The sequence below is a fragment of the Clostridium sp. genome, from assembly GCF_047718555.1.
Classification (GTDB): domain Bacteria; phylum Bacillota; class Clostridia; order Clostridiales; family Clostridiaceae; genus Clostridium_I.
The window spans coordinates 81,602-101,571 of sequence record NZ_JBDNRK010000011.1; the positions used below are offsets into that span (position 1 = coordinate 81,602).

At 32.7% G+C, this 19,970-nt stretch carries 14 protein-coding genes; 1 reads left to right on the forward strand and 13 read right to left on the reverse strand.

All coding sequences use genetic code 11. From position 1 onward, the window contains the following. Positions 1-5 precede the first annotated feature (5 nt). The 7 genes from ABF633_RS06895 to ABF633_RS06925 form a co-directional block, all read right to left on the reverse strand. Positions 6-2,081 (reverse strand): chemotaxis protein CheW, encoded by a 2,076-nt coding sequence (locus tag ABF633_RS06895; protein ID WP_415522914.1) that lies wholly within the window; start codon positions 2,079-2,081, stop codon positions 6-8. A gap of 14 nt (positions 2,082-2,095) precedes the next feature. After that, entirely contained in the window at positions 2,096-2,863 is a 768-nt protein-coding gene (locus tag ABF633_RS06900) for a CheR family methyltransferase (RefSeq protein ID WP_415522915.1), read from the reverse strand. 2 nt (positions 2,864-2,865) lie between these two features. Then, positions 2,866-3,933 (reverse strand): protein-glutamate methylesterase/protein-glutamine glutaminase, encoded by a 1,068-nt coding sequence (locus ABF633_RS06905; RefSeq protein WP_415522916.1) that lies wholly within the window; start codon positions 3,931-3,933, stop codon positions 2,866-2,868. 55 nt (positions 3,934-3,988) lie between these two features. Beyond that, positions 3,989-4,480 carry a chemotaxis protein CheD gene (locus ABF633_RS06910; protein WP_415522917.1) on the reverse strand — a complete coding sequence of 164 codons (492 nt, stop codon included), beginning with the start codon at positions 4,478-4,480 and terminating at the stop codon, positions 3,989-3,991. 27 nt (positions 4,481-4,507) lie between these two features. Next, positions 4,508-4,954: a chemotaxis protein CheW gene (locus tag ABF633_RS06915; protein WP_415522918.1), complete on the reverse strand. Its 447-nt coding sequence runs from the start codon at positions 4,952-4,954 to the stop codon at positions 4,508-4,510. Positions 4,955-5,117: 163 nt separating this feature from the next. Beyond that, positions 5,118-6,674, reverse strand: a complete 1,557-nt coding sequence (locus ABF633_RS06920) for a DUF342 domain-containing protein (RefSeq protein WP_415522919.1) — start codon at positions 6,672-6,674, stop codon at positions 5,118-5,120. 184 nt (positions 6,675-6,858) lie between these two features. Further along, positions 6,859-7,695 carry a PRD domain-containing protein gene (locus ABF633_RS06925; RefSeq protein WP_415522920.1) on the reverse strand — a complete coding sequence of 279 codons (837 nt, stop codon included), beginning with the start codon at positions 7,693-7,695 and terminating at the stop codon, positions 6,859-6,861. 227 nt (positions 7,696-7,922) lie between these two features. On the opposite strand from ABF633_RS06925, the gene ABF633_RS06930 reads away from it, so the two are divergent. Further along, a complete protein-coding gene (locus ABF633_RS06930; protein WP_415522921.1) occupies positions 7,923-8,888 on the forward strand; it encodes an L-lactate dehydrogenase in 966 nt (321 codons plus the stop codon). 120 nt (positions 8,889-9,008) lie between these two features. Here ABF633_RS06930 and ABF633_RS06935 read toward each other — a convergent pair whose 3' ends face one another. The 6 genes from ABF633_RS06935 to ABF633_RS06960 all read right to left on the reverse strand — a co-directional run bounded on the left by ABF633_RS06935 (position 9,009) and on the right by ABF633_RS06960 (position 19,799). Next, a complete protein-coding gene (locus tag ABF633_RS06935; RefSeq protein ID WP_415522922.1) occupies positions 9,009-9,848 on the reverse strand; it encodes an aminotransferase class IV in 840 nt (279 codons plus the stop codon). Positions 9,849-9,898: 50 nt separating this feature from the next. After that, positions 9,899-10,540, reverse strand: coding sequence for an HAD-IB family hydrolase (locus ABF633_RS06940; RefSeq protein ID WP_415522923.1), 642 nt, complete (start codon positions 10,538-10,540; stop codon positions 9,899-9,901). A gap of 148 nt (positions 10,541-10,688) precedes the next feature. After that, a complete protein-coding gene (locus tag ABF633_RS06945) occupies positions 10,689-11,045 on the reverse strand; it encodes a DUF1292 domain-containing protein (protein ID WP_415522924.1) in 357 nt (118 codons plus the stop codon). A gap of 130 nt (positions 11,046-11,175) precedes the next feature. Further along, positions 11,176-14,703 carry a pyruvate:ferredoxin (flavodoxin) oxidoreductase gene (gene nifJ / locus ABF633_RS06950; protein WP_415522925.1) on the reverse strand — a complete coding sequence of 1,176 codons (3,528 nt, stop codon included), beginning with the start codon at positions 14,701-14,703 and terminating at the stop codon, positions 11,176-11,178. A gap of 554 nt (positions 14,704-15,257) precedes the next feature. After that, positions 15,258-18,803, reverse strand: coding sequence for a pyruvate:ferredoxin (flavodoxin) oxidoreductase (gene nifJ / locus ABF633_RS06955; RefSeq protein ID WP_415522926.1), 3,546 nt, complete (start codon positions 18,801-18,803; stop codon positions 15,258-15,260). A 570-nt stretch (positions 18,804-19,373) separates the two neighbouring features. Next, complete coding sequence (locus ABF633_RS06960) at positions 19,374-19,799, reverse strand: flavodoxin (protein ID WP_415522927.1); 426 nt, start codon at positions 19,797-19,799, stop codon at positions 19,374-19,376. Positions 19,800-19,970 lie beyond the last annotated feature (171 nt).

A 19,970-nucleotide genomic window follows, 5' to 3' on the forward strand; every position in this document is an offset into this window, starting at 1 on the left:
ACCTCCTATACAAAGGCGGCAACATCAAGAATGAGAGTTACAAATCCATCTCCAAGTATTGTTGCCCCTATATATTCCTTAAGCTGCTTTAAAGTTTTGCCCAGTGGCTTTATTACAATATCCTGTTGACCTTGAAGTGAATCCACAAGGAGTCCTGCACTTTTTTCCCCCACATTAACTATTACTATGTAAACTTTATCCTTATTTGTCTTTGGAAGCCCCAAACGTTCGTTGACTCTTATTATAGGAAGTACCTTGCCTCTATACACAATAACTTCTTTATTGTTAGTTCTTTTTATATCTTCCTCTTTATAATCGATAACGCTGTCAATATAGTTTAATGAAATTGCTAAGCTTTCCTCCCCTACTTTTACTAGAAGAGCAGTTATTATCTGAAGAGTTAGAGGTAATTTTATGGTGAAGGTTGAACCTTCTCCTTCCTCACTGCTGGTATCTACAGTGCCTCCAAGAGCTGAAATCTTTGTCTTAACCACATCCATACCAACTCCTCTTCCTGAAATATCTGTAACAGTTTCATTGGTACTGAAGCCCTGGGCAAAGATAAGATTTTTAATATCATTTTCATTCATCCCAGCAGTATTAATACCTACTTTTTCTGCCTTTGCTCTAACTTTTTCTACATCTATACCTGCACCATCATCTTGAACCTTTATTACTGCTTTAGTACCTTCCTGATAAGCTATTAACCTTATCTTTCCTACTGCATCTTTACCATTAGAGATTCTCTCCTCCTTGGATTCAATACCATGATCCGCTGCATTTCTTATAAGATGAATTAAAGGTTCTCCAATTTCATCAATAACAGTTCTATCAAGTTCTGTGTCCTGTCCTTCTATGATAAGTTCCATCTCCTTATCCAATTCTACAGATAAATCCCTTACCATCCTTGGAAATCTGTTAAAAACAGTGTCCAGTGGAAGCATTCTGATTTTCATAACAAGATCCTGCAGATCATTTGTAGTTCTGGCCACTTGTTCTATAGTTTCATTAAGTTCTGTAAGCTTATAATTACTGCTTATTTGTTCAAGCCTTGTCCTATTTATTACCAGTTCAGAAACCATATTTAAAAATTTATCTAATCTTTCAAGATCTACCCTTACAGACTGATGAATTTTTTTATGATTTTCTGGAGGTTTTTTTTGTGTATTTTCAGTGCCTACCTTAGTTTTTACCTGAGGCTGTACAGCTTTTACTTCAGTTTTTTCCACCGCTTTTTTAACTTGCTTTTCCACTTTATAATCATTATAATAAGCTTTTATAGTATTTTCATCTACATTAGTTATTTCAATCTTATCAATTTCTGAAATATCCTCTAATATTTTTTTAGTATCCTCTTTAGAACTTCCAGTTAAATATAGAAGTTGTATTTCAAAATCAAAATTTTCATTTTCCAAATCCTCTGTACTTGGAATAGACTTGATAATTTCTCCACTTTCCTCAAGGCTCTTAAATATTAAGAAAGAGCGGGCAGATTTTAGCAGAGTTGTCTCACTAAGCATTATAGTAATTTCCAGAGCATTATAACCCTTGTCTAGTGCCTGCTTTATCACATTTGTGTCATATTCATTTAATTGTATTTTACCAGCTCTTCCATTGTCCTTTAAAGCTTTCTCCTCTTCACCATTTAGCTCCTCCTCCTGCTGCAGCTCTTTAGCTGCTATTTCCTCAGAAGAATTCATAGCATTTTTAGATATATCCTCAAGCTTGTCCATAATATCTTCCACAGGTATTTCTTCTTCTTCACCATTTGATATATTATCTACCATTCTTTCTAAGGTATCAAGACATTTAAATAATACTGTAACTACTTTTTGAGTGACCTTGAGTTCTCCATTTCTAAATTCTGAAAGCACATCTTCCATTTTATGAGTGAGCTCTGCCATTCTATTAAAACCCATAGTTGCTGCCATACCCTTTATGGTATGTGCAACTCTAAATATTTCATTTAATTTATCTACATCCTCTGGTTCTTGTTCCAACTGTAGAAGCACTTCATTTAACCTTTGTAGATTATCCATTGATTCTTCCAAAAACATTGACAAATATTGTGAAGTATCCAAAGTACTCTTCCCCCTTACAGCTTTCTATAAATAAAAGTAGACGCTTTTTCAAAACCATAATCTCTGTAATTATATATGCTTTCTGTTGCCCCTACAAATAACAAGCCATCTTTTTTTAACGAACTGCTAAATTTTTGATATATTTTCTCTTTTATGTCCTGATTAAAATATATTACTACATTCCTACATACAATTAAATCAAAATTCTTTTCATAATCCTGAAGTATTAAATCATGCTTCTTAAATGTTACCATGTTCTTAATGCTTGTGTCTATAAGATATTTATCCCCTGCTAGCTTAAAATATCTATCCCTATATTCTTTTTCTACATTTTTCATTTCAGATAATGTATACTCACCTTTTTTTGCTCTTTCTAAAATAGTTGTATCAATATCCGTGGCTATTATTGATGGCTTATTCACATTTTTTAAATTGTCAAAAATTATGGCCAGTGAATAAGGCTCTGCTCCTATAGAACAAGCAGCACTCCAAACTTTTAGATTCTGATTTTTTTCCTTTACATATATTTCAATTTCTCTTTCAAGTTCTTTGAATAATTCTGGATTTCTAAAAAATTCTGTTACATTTATAGTAATAAAATCCAAAAATTTTTGTCTTTGAGCATAATCAGTTTTTAAAAGTTTTACATAATCATCAATACTGCTTATGCCAATTCTTGACATCAAGCTTAAAATTCGTCTGTGAAGCTGGTTTGACTTATAGGCGAATAAATTTATTCCAAAATATTTTAAGACCCAATCTTTAAACTGCTCTAAATCCATTACTACCTCCTGATTCCATGAACTATTTTTATAATTTCCTGCGCAATTTTATCAAGGGGTATTACGAAATCTACAGCACCTGTTTCATAGGCCATTTTAGGCATGCCATAGATAACGCAAGTGGATTCATCTTCTGATATTGTTATTCCACCCTTTTGCTTTATTACCTTGGTACCTTCTGCACCATCTTTTCCCATTCCAGTTAAAACTACACTTATAATTTTATTTTTAAAAACTTCTGAAGCAGATTTAAATAACTTATCTACAGCTGGTCTAACTCCCCATATAGCTGGCTCTTTATTTAAATGAATCCTGCCATCACTTTTTACTTCCATATGAAAACCTCCAGGTGCCACATAAGCTATATTCTTTTCATATATCTCACCTTCCTTGGCTTCAACTACCTCTATCTCACTATTAGAATTTAATCTTTCTGCAAAAGCCTTTGTAAAACCTGCTGGCATATGCTGAACAATAAAGATTGGGACGCCTATATTCTTTGGAAATTTTGTAATTACATTGTATACCGCCTTAGGCCCTCCTGTAGATGCACCAATAACCACAGCTTCAATACCTGAAAAAGAAATCTTATCAATCTTATCCTTATAATTTTCCTGCTTAGAATCTACTGATAATTTCTTTACCCTGCAATTACCTCTGCTTAAACATTCCTGAAAAGCAGCTCTTACCTTTAAAACCAACTCATCCTGAACTTTATTAATATCTATAGATATAGCCCCTGAGGGCTTAGAGATAAAGTCAAAAGCACCTAATCCCAGGCATTCCATAGTTAGTCTTGTACTCTCTTTTGTGAAACCACTCAACATAATTACAGGTAAATTTATATTACATTTTTTTAGTTCCTTTAGAGTATCGATACCATTCATAATGGGCATTTCCACATCAAGAGTAATAACATCTAAATTTAGTTTTTTAATCTTTTCAAGTGCATCCTGCCCATTTCTAGCTGTATCTACAACATAAATGTCTGATTTTTCATTTAACATATCAGATACTATTTTTCTCATTAATGCTGAATCATCAACTACTAAAACCTTTATGCTTTCCAAATAATATCACTCCATTTACATCCTCAGTTTTCACTTATATTTATCTTCATAGAACTTAAATTTCTTTTATGCCAAGCCCTACAGTTCTTATTTGAACAATAAAGTCTGAAGTGTGAAGAATCATGGTTCTCCCTTTATTGCCACCCACATCTTCACTTAATATGGGTATATTAAATTCTCTTAATACATTTTTCACAGCTATGCTGTTTCTCTTTCCAATATCCATATTCATACTTTTATCAGTAAAATTAAACATAGATGCTCCACCAGCAATTTTAGCCTTTATATTTCTTACATTAGATCCTTGTTCTGCCATTTTTTCTATCAAAATAGGTATAGCAAGATCAGCAAATTTTTTTTCATTTGTAATGTTATTGAATTGGCTGCTATCCGGCAGCATTATATGAGCTAATCCCCCTATTTTTTTATACTTATCATATAGAGCAATACCAACACAGGAACCAAGCCCAACAGTTATTATTCTATCTGGCGGATAGGCTAAATTTAAATCGGCTATCCCTACTCTTATCTCTTTTACCTCATCCATATACTCACCTTATCAATCTTCTATATTCTATATTAGTATTTTCTCTTCTTCAGTTAGAATATTGGATAACCTTAAGAAGATAATTATCTTTTCATCTATTTTTATTAAGCCCTTAATATATCTTTTAGAAATTCCACCTACTACCTCTGGTGCTTCTTCCATATCCTTAATATTTATATCTTTTACTTCTGAGACTACATCTACAATAATTCCAAATTTACTTTCCTTTTGCTTTGAAACTATGATTTTAGAATTCTCATTTATACTGTTTTCTGCCATATTAAATCTTTTTGATAGAGAAATGACTGGAAGAATTTTACCTTCATAATTTATTACACCATCTACAAATTCCGGTGAATCAGGTAACTTTGTAGTTTTTTCATATCCCAGTATTCTCTCTACTTCCATAATATCTGCTGCATAATATTCACCATTTATATTAAAAATCAATATTTTCAGCTCTTTGCCATCCATAATTATACCCTCCTATCAATATTACACTTTACTAAACTTAAATGGACTATCCATTGACCTACTGCTGCCATACTTAACTTTGAACAGCTGCTAGCCATGAGATAATAGTAATTTATCAGCCAGAATCTCATGCGGCATCACTGGCATAAGCTTCAGCTAGTAATCAGATAATAGTTTTATCAACTACAATTTCTCTATTACTGTTTAAATAAGCATGTATTTCTTTACCTGGTACTTCCAATATGTATTCTATATTATCTATGATAAATATTGTATTGGCATAGGCCTTTTTTACATATATATGACCATTTCTTTCAACAGAAATCCTTGTTGACACACCACTTGGGCTTCCAACTACGCCGCATCTGACTTCACGTCCAGCTTTAATTAGTCCCCCTCTTGAAACACTGTCATCATCTTTAAATATTATATAATCCTTAGCTATAAGTGTTGATACATATTCACCCTTACCATTAATTGTTATACTGCCAGAACTTTCAATTGTGGAGTCTTGACAATAAGAAATATCAATGTTTGCAGGTACTATAGCAAACCTTTTAATACTCTCTATATTTCTATCTATTACAGAAATAATTTCAAATAATTCTTGAGAGCTTTTTATTCCCAGTGGAGCTAAATTAAATAGTTTTTCTCTAAATAATTTAGACATATATTCATCATTATTTATAAGTTCAGTGCATAGTTTCAATATACTCTTAAATCTGTTTTCCAGTAATAATTTTATCATTTGTCCATAAGAAATATCATTTTGCAATATATTTAATCTCTGCATTTGCCTAGCAGCATTAATTAGATTCAAAATATTGTTTTTTAAATTTGATAGTGTATTTGAATCTCTAATTCTTGTTGTATCTTCTCCACCTGATATAATTGTAGAAAAAAGCACATTTCCTTTAACTATAACATTTCCTTTTGCAATAATTTTTGACTTCTCTATATCTTTTTTAATTTCCACAAAATCTCCAGATTCTACCACCATATCTTCTTTAACTGTTCCATCTATCAATATTGCACCATCAAACTTTATATTTCCAGTTTTAATATCTACATCTGAAGTTATTTCATGTAATTTATGTACACAGAATGTATCCCCTAGAAAGGTTGGCCTCCCCTCTATTAAAGCAAAGATCTTATTTTCATCTTTAACGCTGCAACCTGCTCCTACCCTAAGATTAATTCTTTTACCAGGCTTATGTTCTACACTATTTCCATATACATCCTTACCATCACTTCCATCTATCCCCTTATGTCTTACCGCAATTACTGTGTCTTTTTGCACGTAATCAACAAAGCCTATACTTTTAAAATCTACCCTGCCACTGCTATCTTCTATAAACTCCTTAGTACTGTCTGTTTTAAATCTGATTTCTAAAGAATCATCAATACCGTTTACTGGTTCTTTTCCCTTAGCAATCAATAAATTTTTTACTCCATCTGTATTACTGCACTTTTTTAAAGCATCTTCTAAAATTCCGTAGATTATTCCATTATCTTTCAATTGTTTTCTAATTTCTTCCGGTGAATAAACTTGCAAATTTATGTGTTTTTTTTCAGTATGATTTGATATAGGCTTATCCTTATACAAATCATTATTAAGCTTGTGAATTTCAGGTATATAATTTATATTTATATGTACTTCCATATTATTAGGACTAGTTAAAATTTCTAATTTTCTTATAGCATCATATGCTCCATCCATTACATGCACTCCAATTAAATACAGCATAGAAAAATAAATAATAGTTTTTTATTTCTCTGAAGCTGCTCAAATTACACTTTATTTATTATATCGTAAAAGTCTAAATAAACTTTATAATCAATTTTTTTAGATTAAATGAGTTTTTTATCTAAATTGTGACATAATCTCAATTCCCATAATATTCTCAGTTTTCTACATCAGAAAGTCTTCTTAAATGCAGCGCTAAATAACCAATTTCATCTTCAGGTACTTTCACAGAAAATAAAGCATCTATCCTTAAAGCCAGTTTTATAGCAATATCATACTCCTTAGAAAGCTTATCCTTTATATTATCTAATAATAAATTCTTTATGGTTTTACCCTTTAGTATCCTCTCCAGCATAAAATTTATATGAGTTAGGGTTCTAGCATATTCTAAAGAATTTTTATCTATAGATACTCCTATTAATTTTTCAATAATATCCATGATCTCTTTAATCTTTTTTGTATGTTCCAGATGAACGCCTATTCCCTTCTCTGTAATTGCGGCTTGAATATGAAGACATATAAACCCAATTTCATCTTCTGAAAGCTTAGAATTAAATCTCTCATTAATCATTTTTAAGGCTTTAGTGGCAATAGAATATTCCACTGGATACAAAACCTTTAATTCATTTAAAAAGGGATTTTCTATTTTTATATTTTTTTCCATACGCCTTAAAGAAAAATTTATATGATCTGGCAAGGAAACATGTAAGGAACTACTTAGCTTCAATGACAAATCCTTTTCCGCCATGCATATTATTTCCTCTGAAAGACCTATAATTTTATTATCAATGGTTTCCAAAACCTTATCATAATTATTAGCTACCTCTGCAGTCTCTCCTATGAATACCTTTTCAATCCTACTACTTGGTACTGCACTTCCCTTATGAAAATCAAATCCAATTCCATTTCCAATAAGTATAAAATCAATGTTGTCTTTTTGGGCTATGACAACATTGTTATTTAATACTTTTTTTATTATTGCATCCTCAACCATTGTATCCTCCGCATAATTTCAAAATATATTGCACAAAATTATTAATGTTATTATAACATATTGTTTACATATTTGGTTAAAAGCTTTAACTGGTTAATGTACAAAAATCTTCACTCTAATTTATATGTTATTAATTGATAATAATTATCTATTCATATATAATATGTTTATAGTAGTTTTTACTTTAAGTATGGAATAATTTTTTTACCTTTAAGGAGGTTTTTATTATGAAAACAACAACTAAGATATCAATAATAGGTGCAGGCTTTGTTGGATCAACTACTGCCTTTGCCCTTATAGATGAAGGTCTTGCTTCAGAAATTGTAATAGTAGACATTAATAAGGATAAGGCTGAAGGTGAAGCAATGGATTTATCCCATGGTGTATCTTTTGTTAAGCCAGCAATTATTAAAGCTGGAGACTATGCGGACACCAATAATTCAGATATTGTTATAATAACAGCTGGTGCTCCACAAAAGCCTGGAGAAACCAGACTTGACCTTATAAATAAAAATTATAAAATAATGAATTCCATAGTTCCTGAAGTTGTAAAGTATAGTCCAAATTCAATATTATTGGTAGTTTCTAATCCAGTAGATATATTGTCTTATATAACTTATAAAATTTCAGGATTTCCAAAAGAAAGAGTTATTGGCTCTGGTACGGTTCTGGATACTTCAAGATTTAAATATATGCTAGGTGATCACTTTAATATAGATACAAGAAATATCCACACTTATATAATGGGTGAACATGGTGATTCAGAAATAGCTACCTGGAGCATAACTAATATAGCAGGCCTGGACATCGCTGAATATTGCAGCAGATATTGCAACAAGTGTGATGGGAATATACGATATAAAATTCATGAAAATGTAAAAAATGCAGCCTATGAAATCATTAATAAAAAAGGTGCAACCTATTATGCTGTAGCTCTTGCAATAAGAAGAATCGTAGAAGCCATATTAAGAGATGAAAATTCCATATTGACTATTTCCACTTTACTTGAAGGTCAGTATGGAATAAAGGATATATACTTGGGTGTTCCAAGTGTGTTGGGGGCATCAGGTGTAAAAAATATAGTTGAATCCCCTTTAAATGCGGAAGAATTATCAGCCCTTCAGGATTCAGCAAAAAAACTTAAGGAATCTTTAGACAAAACTGTAAATTTAGAGTTTAAGGTTCAGAGTTAATAATTAAGGATTGATGAAATTTTGCCTAAAAAATTTACCCCAGGGGTACAATTCTTTATTTATCCCTAGGGTAAAATTTTTTCATCAAAGCCTCCGCGGAAATCCTTCACTTTTTCAACTTCAAATCTTTAATAGTTTATTTTCATTAATATACCTTTTAATCATTTTATCATATTCAGTCATTATATCTTTAATCACAGCATTTTTAGAAGAGTTCATCTGAATAGATTCTATTTTCCTTATTGGTAATACTTTTGACAATGTACCTGAAATAAACATTCCGTCTATTTTATCTATATCCTTATAATTTATTCTTTTTTCCTTAAATTCATATCCGCATTTTAAAACAACTTCTATAATAGAATCTCTAGTAGTGCCTGGTAAAACATCTTCCAGTGGAGCAGTATAAACAGTTTTATCCCTAACCATAAATATATTGGATCTGCTTCCCTCTGTTATATTACCATTCCTATCAACTAGCAGGGCCTCATAGGCATTATTTTCCTTCATTTTTGCTTCCACTGATGCTCTGAATTCGGTATTAACAATTTTGGCATTAGGATTTCTTCTTTCACCGTGAAAAAAAATAGTATCTACCCCATTGTCATACTGATCTTCTGTAGGATAATTATGTTTTAGAAAATAGGCATAAAAATTGCATTTATCATTAAAGAAGTTAAAAACTATCTTTATATTTCCTATTTTCACCTCATTAACCTGAATTAATTTATTAATTTTTTTTCTTATTTCTTCCTGGCTTATGGGCAATATTAAATTTGTAATCTTTGCTGAATTTTCTAATCTCTTTAGATTTTTCTCTACAAACAAAGGCACTCCCTCTTCTATTCTAATGACTTCATAAAGAGATTTACCTAGAGTTATAAATTCACCATTAAAACTATCCTTTTGTTTAATTTCATCATTCTGTATATAAAATTCTCTATAACTTATGTCTTCCATTAAATTACCTCCTATCAATGAATACTACTGATAGTTATCATATAAACTTTTTACTTCCAATTAAGCACCTCAATGTTATGATCTTTTTTCCTTGAATTTATTAAATAGGGATGCCCTACCAGCTTAAATAAAGGCAGATCAGAAAGGGAATCAGAATACATATAAGAATTCTTAAAATCAACTTGAATATTTTGTTCTTTTAATACTTCCATAAGTCTTTTGACCTTTTCTTCTCCTTTATTATTTTCTCCTATAATTTCTCCAGTGTAATAGCCGTTGATAAATTTAAATCTTGTTCCTATAACTTTATCAACTTCCTTTATATTATAAAGTTCATTTAGATAAAATTCTGCTGATGCAGAAATTAAATATATTTTATAACCTTCAGCCTTTAATTTTTTTAAAGTGTTTATTGCATCCACATAGAAAATTTTACTGAACCTTGTGCTATAAAATTCTTTTACCAGATTTTTTATTTCATCTTCATGAATTCTCTTTATAAAAGCCATAAAATTATTTTTCGCCTTAGTTGCATCAAAAATACCTAAAGCATATAGAATAGCTGAACCAAAACTTTTAGGCATATATATTATTAAACGAGGCTTTTTTCTAAGCATAAACATATAGAATTCAAATAATGTCTCTCTCTTTGTAATAGTATAATCCACATCAAATATAGCTAGTTTTTCCAAAATATCATCTCCATATATTATCAGATTTCACTTAATACAAGTATAAGCTCTATTATAAAGATTAGGTGAAACTATTCAGGTACGCGCCACTGTTGTATAAATATATGTAAAATAAAAGCCGCTACTAAAGCAGCGGCTTCTTAGGAAATTATTTATCTTTCTCCAAAGTTGATTCATAATAAGCAGTAGCTGCTTTAAATTCTTCATCATCTGGAATTACAAGTTCGCCTTCCTCACCTTCACCTACTACTTTAAATAAATATACTGAACCATCTTGAGGATTTTGAACTAAAGCAAATTCTAAATCATTGTATACAAAGCCGTCTATAACATCACATGAAACTACATTTCCATGTTCATCTTCAAGTTCTACTGAAAATGTCTCGTGGTCATGATCTTCGCATCCACAATCACATGAATGTACATGTTCTTCATGCTGATGCTCATTTTCTCCACATCCACACCCATCTATACTACATGCATTAACTTTTTCATTTTCACTCATTATTAAATACCTCCTTTTTTGTGTCATATTTTAATTCTAACCTTAAAATGAAAATAATAAAAGGGGTTTTAATAAAATTTATATTATTTTATTAAAAAAAGAGGAAAGTTAACACTTTCCTCTTTCTTTATTAGTTATATTTTCTTTCTGCTAGAGCTTTATAAGAATCTAATCTTTCTTTAGCATCTTCTTCAGTCTTAGCATATAATTTATCAGCTAATTCTGGATATACTTTCTTTAAGGAAGCAAATCTTACTTCACCTAATAAGAATTCTTTGAAGTCACCAGTTGGCTCTTTAGAATCTAAGCTAAATGGATTCTTTCCTTCTTCTTTAAGAGTTGGGTTGAATCTATACATTGCCCAGTATCCGCAATCAACAGCTTTCTTTTCTTCAAGCTGACTGCATCCCATACCAGCTCTTAATCCTTGGTTTATACATGGAGAATAACCAATTATTAGAGATGGACCTGGATAAGCTTCTGCTTCTGTAATTGCTTTTATAGTCTGATTCTTATCAGCACCCATAGCTATTTGTGCTACATAAACATAGCCATAGCTCATAGCCATCATTCCAAGATCTTTCTTCTTAGTTCTCTTACCACCAGCTGCGAATTGAGCTATTGCTGCTGTTGGAGTAGATTTTGATGACTGTCCGCCAGTGTTAGAGTAAACTTCTGTATCGAATACAAATATGTTTACATCTTCACCAGATGCAAGTACGTGGTCAACACCGCCGTAACCTATATCATAAGCCCAACCGTCTCCACCAAATATCCATTGTGATTTTTTAACCAAATGATCTTTAGCTTCAAAGATTTCTTTTACAAGAACATTGCTGTCTTTTTCAGCTTCTAATAATGGTAATAATTTAGCTGTAGCTGCTTTTGATGTATCAGCTAAGTCTTTACCCTTTACCCATTCAGTTAAAGCATCTTTTAATTCTGGTTTTACATCTGATTCTATAAGTTCAGCTGCTTGTTGTGCTACTCTATCTCTTATTTGTTTAACACCAAGATACATTCCTAAACCAAACTCAGCATTATCTTCGAATAATGAGTTAGCCCAAGCAGGACCCTGTCCTTTGTAGTTAACTGTGTATGGTGTAGCTGGTGCACTACCACCCCAGATTGAAGTACAACCTGTTGCATTAGCTATCATCATTCTGTCACCATATAATTGAGTTATAAGTCTTGCATAAGGAGCTTCTCCACAACCTGCGCAAGCACCGTTGAACTCAAGTAATGGCTGTTCAAATTGGCTACCCTTTACTGTGTCCTTCTTAAGTGGGTTTTCTTTTGGTGAAAGGTTAAGTGCATATTCAAAGTTTTCTGCTTCTTTATATTGTGATTCAGCAGGCTTCATTATTAATGCCTTTTCCTTTGCAGGACAAACCTGAGCACAGTTTCCGCATCCTGTACAATCAAGAGGAGAAATCTTTATTGCAAAATTAAGTTTTTCAGCAGTTTTTAAACCTAATGCAGGTTTAGTTGTAAATCCTTCTGGAGCATTCTTAGTTTCTTCTTCAGTTAATAAGAATGGTCTTATTACAGAATGAGGACAAACGTATGCACATTGATTACATTGGATACATTTATCTACCTGCCATTCAGGAACATTGATAGCAATTGCTCTCTTTTCATAAGCAGCAGTTCCGTTAGGATATGTTCCGTCTTCATAACCATTGAATGCACTTACAGGAAGTTTATCTCCTTGTTGTCCGTTCATTGGCTCAAGAATTTCAGTTATGAATTTAGGTTTAGCTTTTGCAGCTACTTCTACCTTTTCATCCTGTGCTTCTTTCCAAGCTTCTGGAACATCAATCTTAACTATAGCATTTACACCTAAATCTATAGCATCATTATTCATCTTAACAACTTTTTCACCTTTTTTACCGTAAGAAGTTACAACTGCTTCTTTTAAGTATTTTATTGCATCATCAACTGGTATTATGTTAGCTAATTTAAAGAAGGCTGATTGCATGATCATGTTGATTCTTCCGCCAAGACCTATGCTTTGAGCTATTTTTACAGCATTTAATGTATAGAAATGTATGTTATGTTCAGCAATGTATCTTTTCATTTTTGCTGGTAAATGAGTTTCAACTTCTTCTGGAGTCCAGATACTGTTAAGTAAGAAGTTACCACCATCTTTTAATCCCTCTAAAAGATCATATTTATATACATAAGATTGGTTATGGCAAGCAACAAAGTCTGCTGTATTTATAAGGTATGGTGATTTTATTGGTTTTTTACCAAATCTCAAGTGAGAAATTGTAATACCGCCTGATTTTTTTGAATCATATGCAAAATAACCTTGAGCATACATGTCAGTGTGGTCACCTATGATTTTTATAGCACTTTTGTTAGCACCAACTGTACCATCTGAACCAAGTCCCCAGAACTTACAAGCTTTAGTTCCTTCTGGAGTAGTATCAATTTTTGCAGTTGTAGGTAATGAAGTAAATGTTACATCATCATTTATTGCTATAGTAAATCCATTTTTAGGTTTAGCAGCATTTAAGTTGTCATAAACAGCTACTATGTCACTAGGAACTGTATCTTTTGATCCTAATCCGTATCTTCCGCCAACTATTACTGGATTTAATTCGCTCTGATAGAATGCTGTAACTACATCAAGATAGAGTGGTTCACCAAAGCTGCCTGGTTCTTTTGTTCTATCAAGGACAGCAATCTTTTTAACTGTTTTTGGAATATATTTAAAGAAATGCTCAACTGAGAAAGGTCTGAATAAATGTACTTTTAATACACCTACTTTTTCTCCCTTAGCATTTAAGTAGTCTATAGTCTCTTCAATAGCATCACAAATTGAACCCATTGCAATTATTATTCTCTCAGCATCTTCTGCTCCGTAATAATTAAATAGGTGATATTCTCTTCCTGTAATTTTGCTAATTTCTCCCATATAATTTTCAACTATTTCTGGAAGTGCATTGTAGTATTTGTTTGATGCTTCTCTTCCTTGGAAGTATACATCAGGATTTTCTGCTGTACCTCTAGTTACTGGGTGTTCTGGATTTAATGCATTATCTCTAAATGCTTTAACAGCATCCATATCTACTAATGGTCTTAAATCTTCATAATCCATAACTTCTATTTTCTGTATTTCATGTGATGTTCTGAATCCATCAAAGAAGTTTATAAAAGGAACTTTTCCCTTTATTGCAGCTAAATGTGCAACTGCTGATAAGTCCATAACTTCTTGAACACTACCTTCTGCAAGTTGTGCAAACCCTGTTTGTCTTGCAGCCATAACGTCTTGATGGTCACCAAATATGTTTAATGATTTTGTTGCTAATGCTCTTGCACTTACATGGAATACTGATGGTAAAAGTTCACCAGCTATTTTATACATGTTTGGTATCATTAACAGCAATCCCTGAGAAGCTGTAAATGTTGTTGTTAAAGCTCCTGCTTGAAGTGAACCGTGAACTGCACCTGCAGCACCTGCTTCTGATTGCATTTCCATTACTTTAACAGTTTGACCAAATAAATTTTTTCTACCTTGTACTGCCCATTCATCAACATGTTCTGCCATAGGTGATGATGGAGTTATAGGATAAATTGCTGTAACATCAGTAAACGCATAAGCTACGTGTGCTGCTGCAGTGTTTCCATCCATAGTCTTCATTTTACTCATGTAAAACCCTTCTTTCTCATAAATTAATAAGTCATAATCCTTATGCATCTTCAAAAAAATAATAAGTCTATCAATCAGATGATTTTGCATAATACAACGCACTAGAAGAAGCAGCTAAGATTATTTAGTATTAGTATAACATTTTTAATTGGATTATACAAAATTATCTTGCAATATTAACTTATTTTTTTCAGATACCTTAGGCATCTTCAAATAAATAACTAGTCAGTATGCTAGCCTATTTTGAATCCTACTGCGTCAACAGAACCTTCTGATAGCCCAACTATCATCAGAACCTGTTTCCTTGTTGGATTCAAAATATTCGTCGCATCTTTGACTTCTTATTTATTTTCAGATACCTTAGCTGGTGAAAAAATTATTGATTTAGATAGTTTAACCATTTTGTAAATAATTATTATTCACAAGAATAAAAAAGAGGAGCCACATAAGGTGACTCCTCTTTTTTGAAAATGACTAAGATAGAAACATGCTAACATGTTTTACCTTCCTTAATATACAAAACGTATTTGCAAGCAAATAAGCCTTGTAGACTATTATTTATAAAGTTCTACTAACTTTAATAAATGTTCATAACGTTCCATCGCAGCTTTCTCATTTTCACTGAATAGTTTTTCAGCACGTTCTGGGAATGCACGTTTCAAACGAGTGTAACGTGTTTCGTTATTCAAGAATTCTTGGTATGTTCCATCACCTGGTTTAGATGTAAGAGTGAATGGATTCTTTCCTTCAGCCTTAAGTTCAGGATTAAAGGAGAATAGATTCCAGTATCCAGATTTTACAGCTGCTTTCATTTCATCCTGGCAGTGGTTCATACCACCTTTAACTCCGTGAAGTTCACAAGGTGCATATCCAATTATTAATGATGGTCCGTTATAAGCTTCTGCTTCAGCAATAGTTTTAAGAGTTTGAGCTGGATTAGCACCAAGAGCGATTTGTGCTACATATATGTAACCATAGCTCATAGCGATTTCAGCAAGACTCTTCTTTCCAACATCTTTACCAGCAGCAGCGAACTGACAAACTTCACCGATATTAGAAGCCTTAGAAGCTTGACCACCTGTATTAGAATACATTTCTGTATCGAATACCATAACATTTACGTTCTCTCCAGAAGCAAGTACATGGTCAAGTCCACCGAATCCGATATCATATGCCCATCCATCTCCTCCAAGAATCCATACTGACTTCTTAGCAAGGTACTGTTTCTTTTCAAGAACTTCTTTAGAAAGATCACAGCCTGCAGCAGCAGTTTTTTCAAGTTCAGCTACAAGTGTAGTAACAGCATCAGTGTTTTCTTTTGTGCTTTCTTTTGTTTCAATGAATTTAGCAGCAGCAGCTTTAAACTCAGCAGATGCCTTATCATCAGCAGCAATCTTCTCAATCTTAGCAATTACCTGATCACGAAGGGTCTTCTGTCCAAGATACATACCAAATCCATGTTCTGCATTGTCTTCAAATAATGAGTTAGCCCATGCTGGACCTTTATTTGAATCTTTGTTTACTGTATATGGACAAGTTGCAGCAGGACCACCCCAGATTGAAGAACATCCTGTAGCATTTGAAATATACATTTGTTCACCGAATAATTGTGTAAGTAAACGAGCATAAGATGTTTCAGCACAACCTGCACAGCTTCCTGAGAACTCAAGAAGTGGTTGATTGAATTGAGATCCCTTAACTGTAGTATCAGCAGGTACTCCAGGTTTCTTACCTACATTTGCAACTAAGTAATCAAATACTGGTTGTTCCTCTAATTGAGTTTCTTGAGGTACCATTGTAATAGCCTTTGTAGGACATACTGTAACACATTCTCCACAACCCATACAATCAAGAGGAGTTACGCTCATTGTAAATTTGTAATCTCCAGCTTTTGGCTTAGTATCAGCAAGCTTGATGTTTGAAGGAGCTGCGTTTATTTCGTCATCGCTAAGAAGGAATGGACGAATTGTAGCATGAGAACATACAAATGCACAGTTATTGCACTGAACACATTTTGTTTTATCCCATTCTGGAACCAATACAGCAGTACCACGTTTTTCATATGCCGCAGCACCTATTTCAAATTGTCCGTCTGGATTTTCTGAGAATGCAGATACAGGAAGACTGTCTCCATCCATAAGTCCGATAGGATTCATAAGTTCATTAACCATCTTAACTACTTCTGGACGTCCAGTAATTTCTGGAGCTGGAGCATCTGCTTCAGGATTTGCCCAAGAAGCTGGAACTTCTACTTTATGAACAGCATCTACACCAGCATCAATTGCTTTGTAGTTCATTTCTACAACTGCATCGCCCTTTTTACCGTAGGATTTCTTAGCAGCAGCCTTCATAAAGCCAACAGCATCATCAATTGGCATAACATTTGCTAATTTGAAGAATGCAGATTGAAGAATAGTGTTAGTACGTTTACCCATACCAATTTCAATTGCTTTATCAATAGCATTAATTGTGTACAATTGAATGTTGTTTTCTGCAATATATTTCTTAGCAGCAGCATTAAGCTTAGAATCAAGTTCTTCATCTGACCACTGGCAGTTAATCATGAATATTCCGCCTGGCTTAACATCCTGAACCATCTTGAATCCTTTAACAACATAAGATGGGTTATGGCATGCAACGAAATCAGCTTGATTTATGTAATACGGACTTCTAATTGCCTTATCACCAAAACGAAGATGAGAAATTGTTATTCCACCAGTCTTCTTAGAGTCATATTGGAAGTATGCTTGAATAAATTTATCTGTATGATCACCAAGAATCTTTGTAGAGTTCTTGTTAGCACCAACAGTACCATCACCACCAAGACCCCAGAATTTACACTCTACTGTACCAACTGCAGATGTAATAGGAGCTGGCTTAACTTCTGGTAAACTTAAGTTAGTAACATCATCTACGATACCAAGTGTGAAACGAGCTTTAGGAGCATCTTTCAAAAGTTCAGTATACACAGCAAATACAGATGAAGGAGGAGTATCCTTAGAACCAAGTCCATAACGACCATTTGATAATGTAACATCATTAAGTCCTGCTTCACGAAGAGTTGTAGCAACATCAAGGTATAATGGATCACCCAATGCTCCTGGCTCTTTTGTACGGTCAAGAACAGCAACTTTCTTAGCAGTTTTAGGAAGAACTTTAAGAAGGCTATTAGATACCCATGGACGATATAAACGAACTTTAACTAGTCCAACTTTTTCTCCTTTAGCTGTTAAGTAATCAATAACTTCCTCAGCTACATCACAAATAGATCCCATTGCTACGATGACACGGTCAGCATCTAGAGCTCCATAATAATTGAATAAGTCATAGTTTGTACCAAGTTTTTCATTTACCTTAGCCATGTATTTTTCAACTACAGCTGGTAAATTATCGTAAGCTGTGTTAGATGCTTCACGATGTTGGAAGAAAACATCTCCATTTTCATGAGAACCACGCATAGCTGGTTTTTCTGGATTTAATGCATGATCACGGAAAGCTTTAACAGCATCCATATTGCACATTTCTTTAAGATCTTTATAATCCCATTTTTCAATTTTTTGAATTTCATGTGATGTACGGAATCCATCAAAGAAATTGATGAAAGGAACTTTTCCTTCAAGTGCAGCAAGATGTGCAACAGGACTTAAGTCCATAACTTCTTGTGGATTTGTCTCAGCAAGCATTGCAAAACCCACCTGACGACAAGCATATACGTCACTATGATCACCAAAAATGTTAAGTGCATGTGATGAAACTGTACGTGCAGATACATGGAATACACTTGGAAGCATTTCACCAGCAATCTTGTACATATTTGGAATCATTAAAAGAAGACCTTGTGAAGCTGTAAATGTAGTAGTAAGTGCACCTGCAGCAAGTGAACCGTGAACAGTTCCTGCAGCACCTGCCTCAGACTGTAGTTCTACAACTTTAACCTGATTACCGAAAATGTTCTCTTGACCTGCAGCAGACCACATATCAACACTATCAGCCATTGGGCTTGATGGTGTAATTGGGTAGATACCAGCTACTTCAGTATAAGCATAGGCTACATGTGCAGCAGCTGTATTACCATCCATTGATTGTTTAGCTCTTGACATATTAAATTTCCTCCTTATTATTACGCCCTATTAATCGGCATAATTTCATCATTACTATTAGACTTTGCAAAGGCATGACCATGTTATTTATCATTTCTGTCAAAGTATATGTGAAAAAGCAATGATACAAACAATTTTATATTAATAATTATATTAATAAAATATTTGATGATTATTTAACGATTTAATTATAATACTCTAAATTAGGTTTTACAAGACGAATTTTAGATTTTTATCATACTTTTTGTATTTTATTTTGCTGTAGTATAACACATAAAAAAAAGTAATACAGATTTTTTTATACTGTAATATAACAGAAAATATAAGTGATACAGAAAAAATAAATGATGAAGGATGAAAAATTGAGGATGATTTTCCTCAGTTATTCACTCTTCATCATTTACACGAAATTTATCGAATTAGGTTATATTTTGTTAAATAGAGTTTAGCTTCTAATAGCTTTAAAATATACTGCTTTACTCTTTATTTCTCATAACCTTAATTAAGGCACATTCAAATAAATAACTAGTCAGTATGCTAGTCTATTTATCTTCATATGCCTTAAGCTAATTATAAAGCTAATAACTTACCAAGTTCTTCTGCTTTTTCAATTTCTTCTTTTGTAGGAGCCTCTTTAACTGCAAGACTTCCCTTTACGTCGAATTTTTCGTCTACCATTCTTGTTATCCAGTCTTCCATGAATTTTCCATTATCCCAACCATATGAACCAAATAATACAACTGGCATGTTGTTTGGAGCGAGTATTCTTATTTCTTTTATAAATGGTTCCATTTCTTCTTGTTCAATTCTATTATTATCCATTGATGGACTTCCAAGTGCAACAGCATCGTAGTTAGTAATCTCTGTTGGTTTAACATCTCCAACTAACTTTAAATCTACTTCTGCACCAGCTTTTTTAGCGCCTTCTGCAATATGATTTGCTAGCACCTCAACATTTCCCATATTACTCCAATATATTATAGCAATTTTTTTCATATTATCCACTTCCCTCTTTACATAATATCGACTAGTTGTACTTGATAATTATTTAACAATTTAATTATAATACTACATTTTACCTTTTACAAGAATTAAATTTATGTTAATCTCAATTTAGGCATATGAAAATAAATAATAGATCAAAGATGTGACGTATATTTTAAATTA

Excerpts from the sequence above, each read along its gene's own strand:
- ABF633_RS06900 (WP_415522915.1), bottom strand. The coding sequence starts at position 2,863 with ATGGATTTAGAGCAGTTTAAAGATTGGGTCTTAAAATATTTTGGAATA.
- ABF633_RS06910 (WP_415522917.1), bottom strand. The coding sequence starts at position 4,480 with ATGGATGAGGTAAAAGAGATAAGAGTAGGGATAGCCGATTTAAATTTA.
- ABF633_RS06915 (WP_415522918.1), bottom strand. The coding sequence starts at position 4,954 with ATGGATGGCAAAGAGCTGAAAATATTGATTTTTAATATAAATGGTGAA.
- ABF633_RS06920 (WP_415522919.1), bottom strand. The coding sequence starts at position 6,674 with ATGGATGGAGCATATGATGCTATAAGAAAATTAGAAATTTTAACTAGT.
- ABF633_RS06925 (WP_415522920.1), bottom strand. The coding sequence starts at position 7,695 with ATGGTTGAGGATGCAATAATAAAAAAAGTATTAAATAACAATGTTGTC.
- ABF633_RS06930 (WP_415522921.1), top strand. The coding sequence starts at position 7,923 with ATGAAAACAACAACTAAGATATCAATAATAGGTGCAGGCTTTGTTGGA.
- ABF633_RS06935 (WP_415522922.1), bottom strand. The coding sequence starts at position 9,848 with ATGGAAGACATAAGTTATAGAGAATTTTATATACAGAATGATGAAATT.
- ABF633_RS06945 (WP_415522924.1), bottom strand. The coding sequence starts at position 11,045 with ATGAGTGAAAATGAAAAAGTTAATGCATGTAGTATAGATGGGTGTGGA.
- nifJ (WP_415522925.1), bottom strand. The coding sequence starts at position 14,703 with ATGAGTAAAATGAAGACTATGGATGGAAACACTGCAGCAGCACACGTA.
- nifJ (WP_415522926.1), bottom strand. The coding sequence starts at position 18,803 with ATGTCAAGAGCTAAACAATCAATGGATGGTAATACAGCTGCTGCACAT.
- ABF633_RS06960 (WP_415522927.1), bottom strand. The coding sequence starts at position 19,799 with ATGAAAAAAATTGCTATAATATATTGGAGTAATATGGGAAATGTTGAG.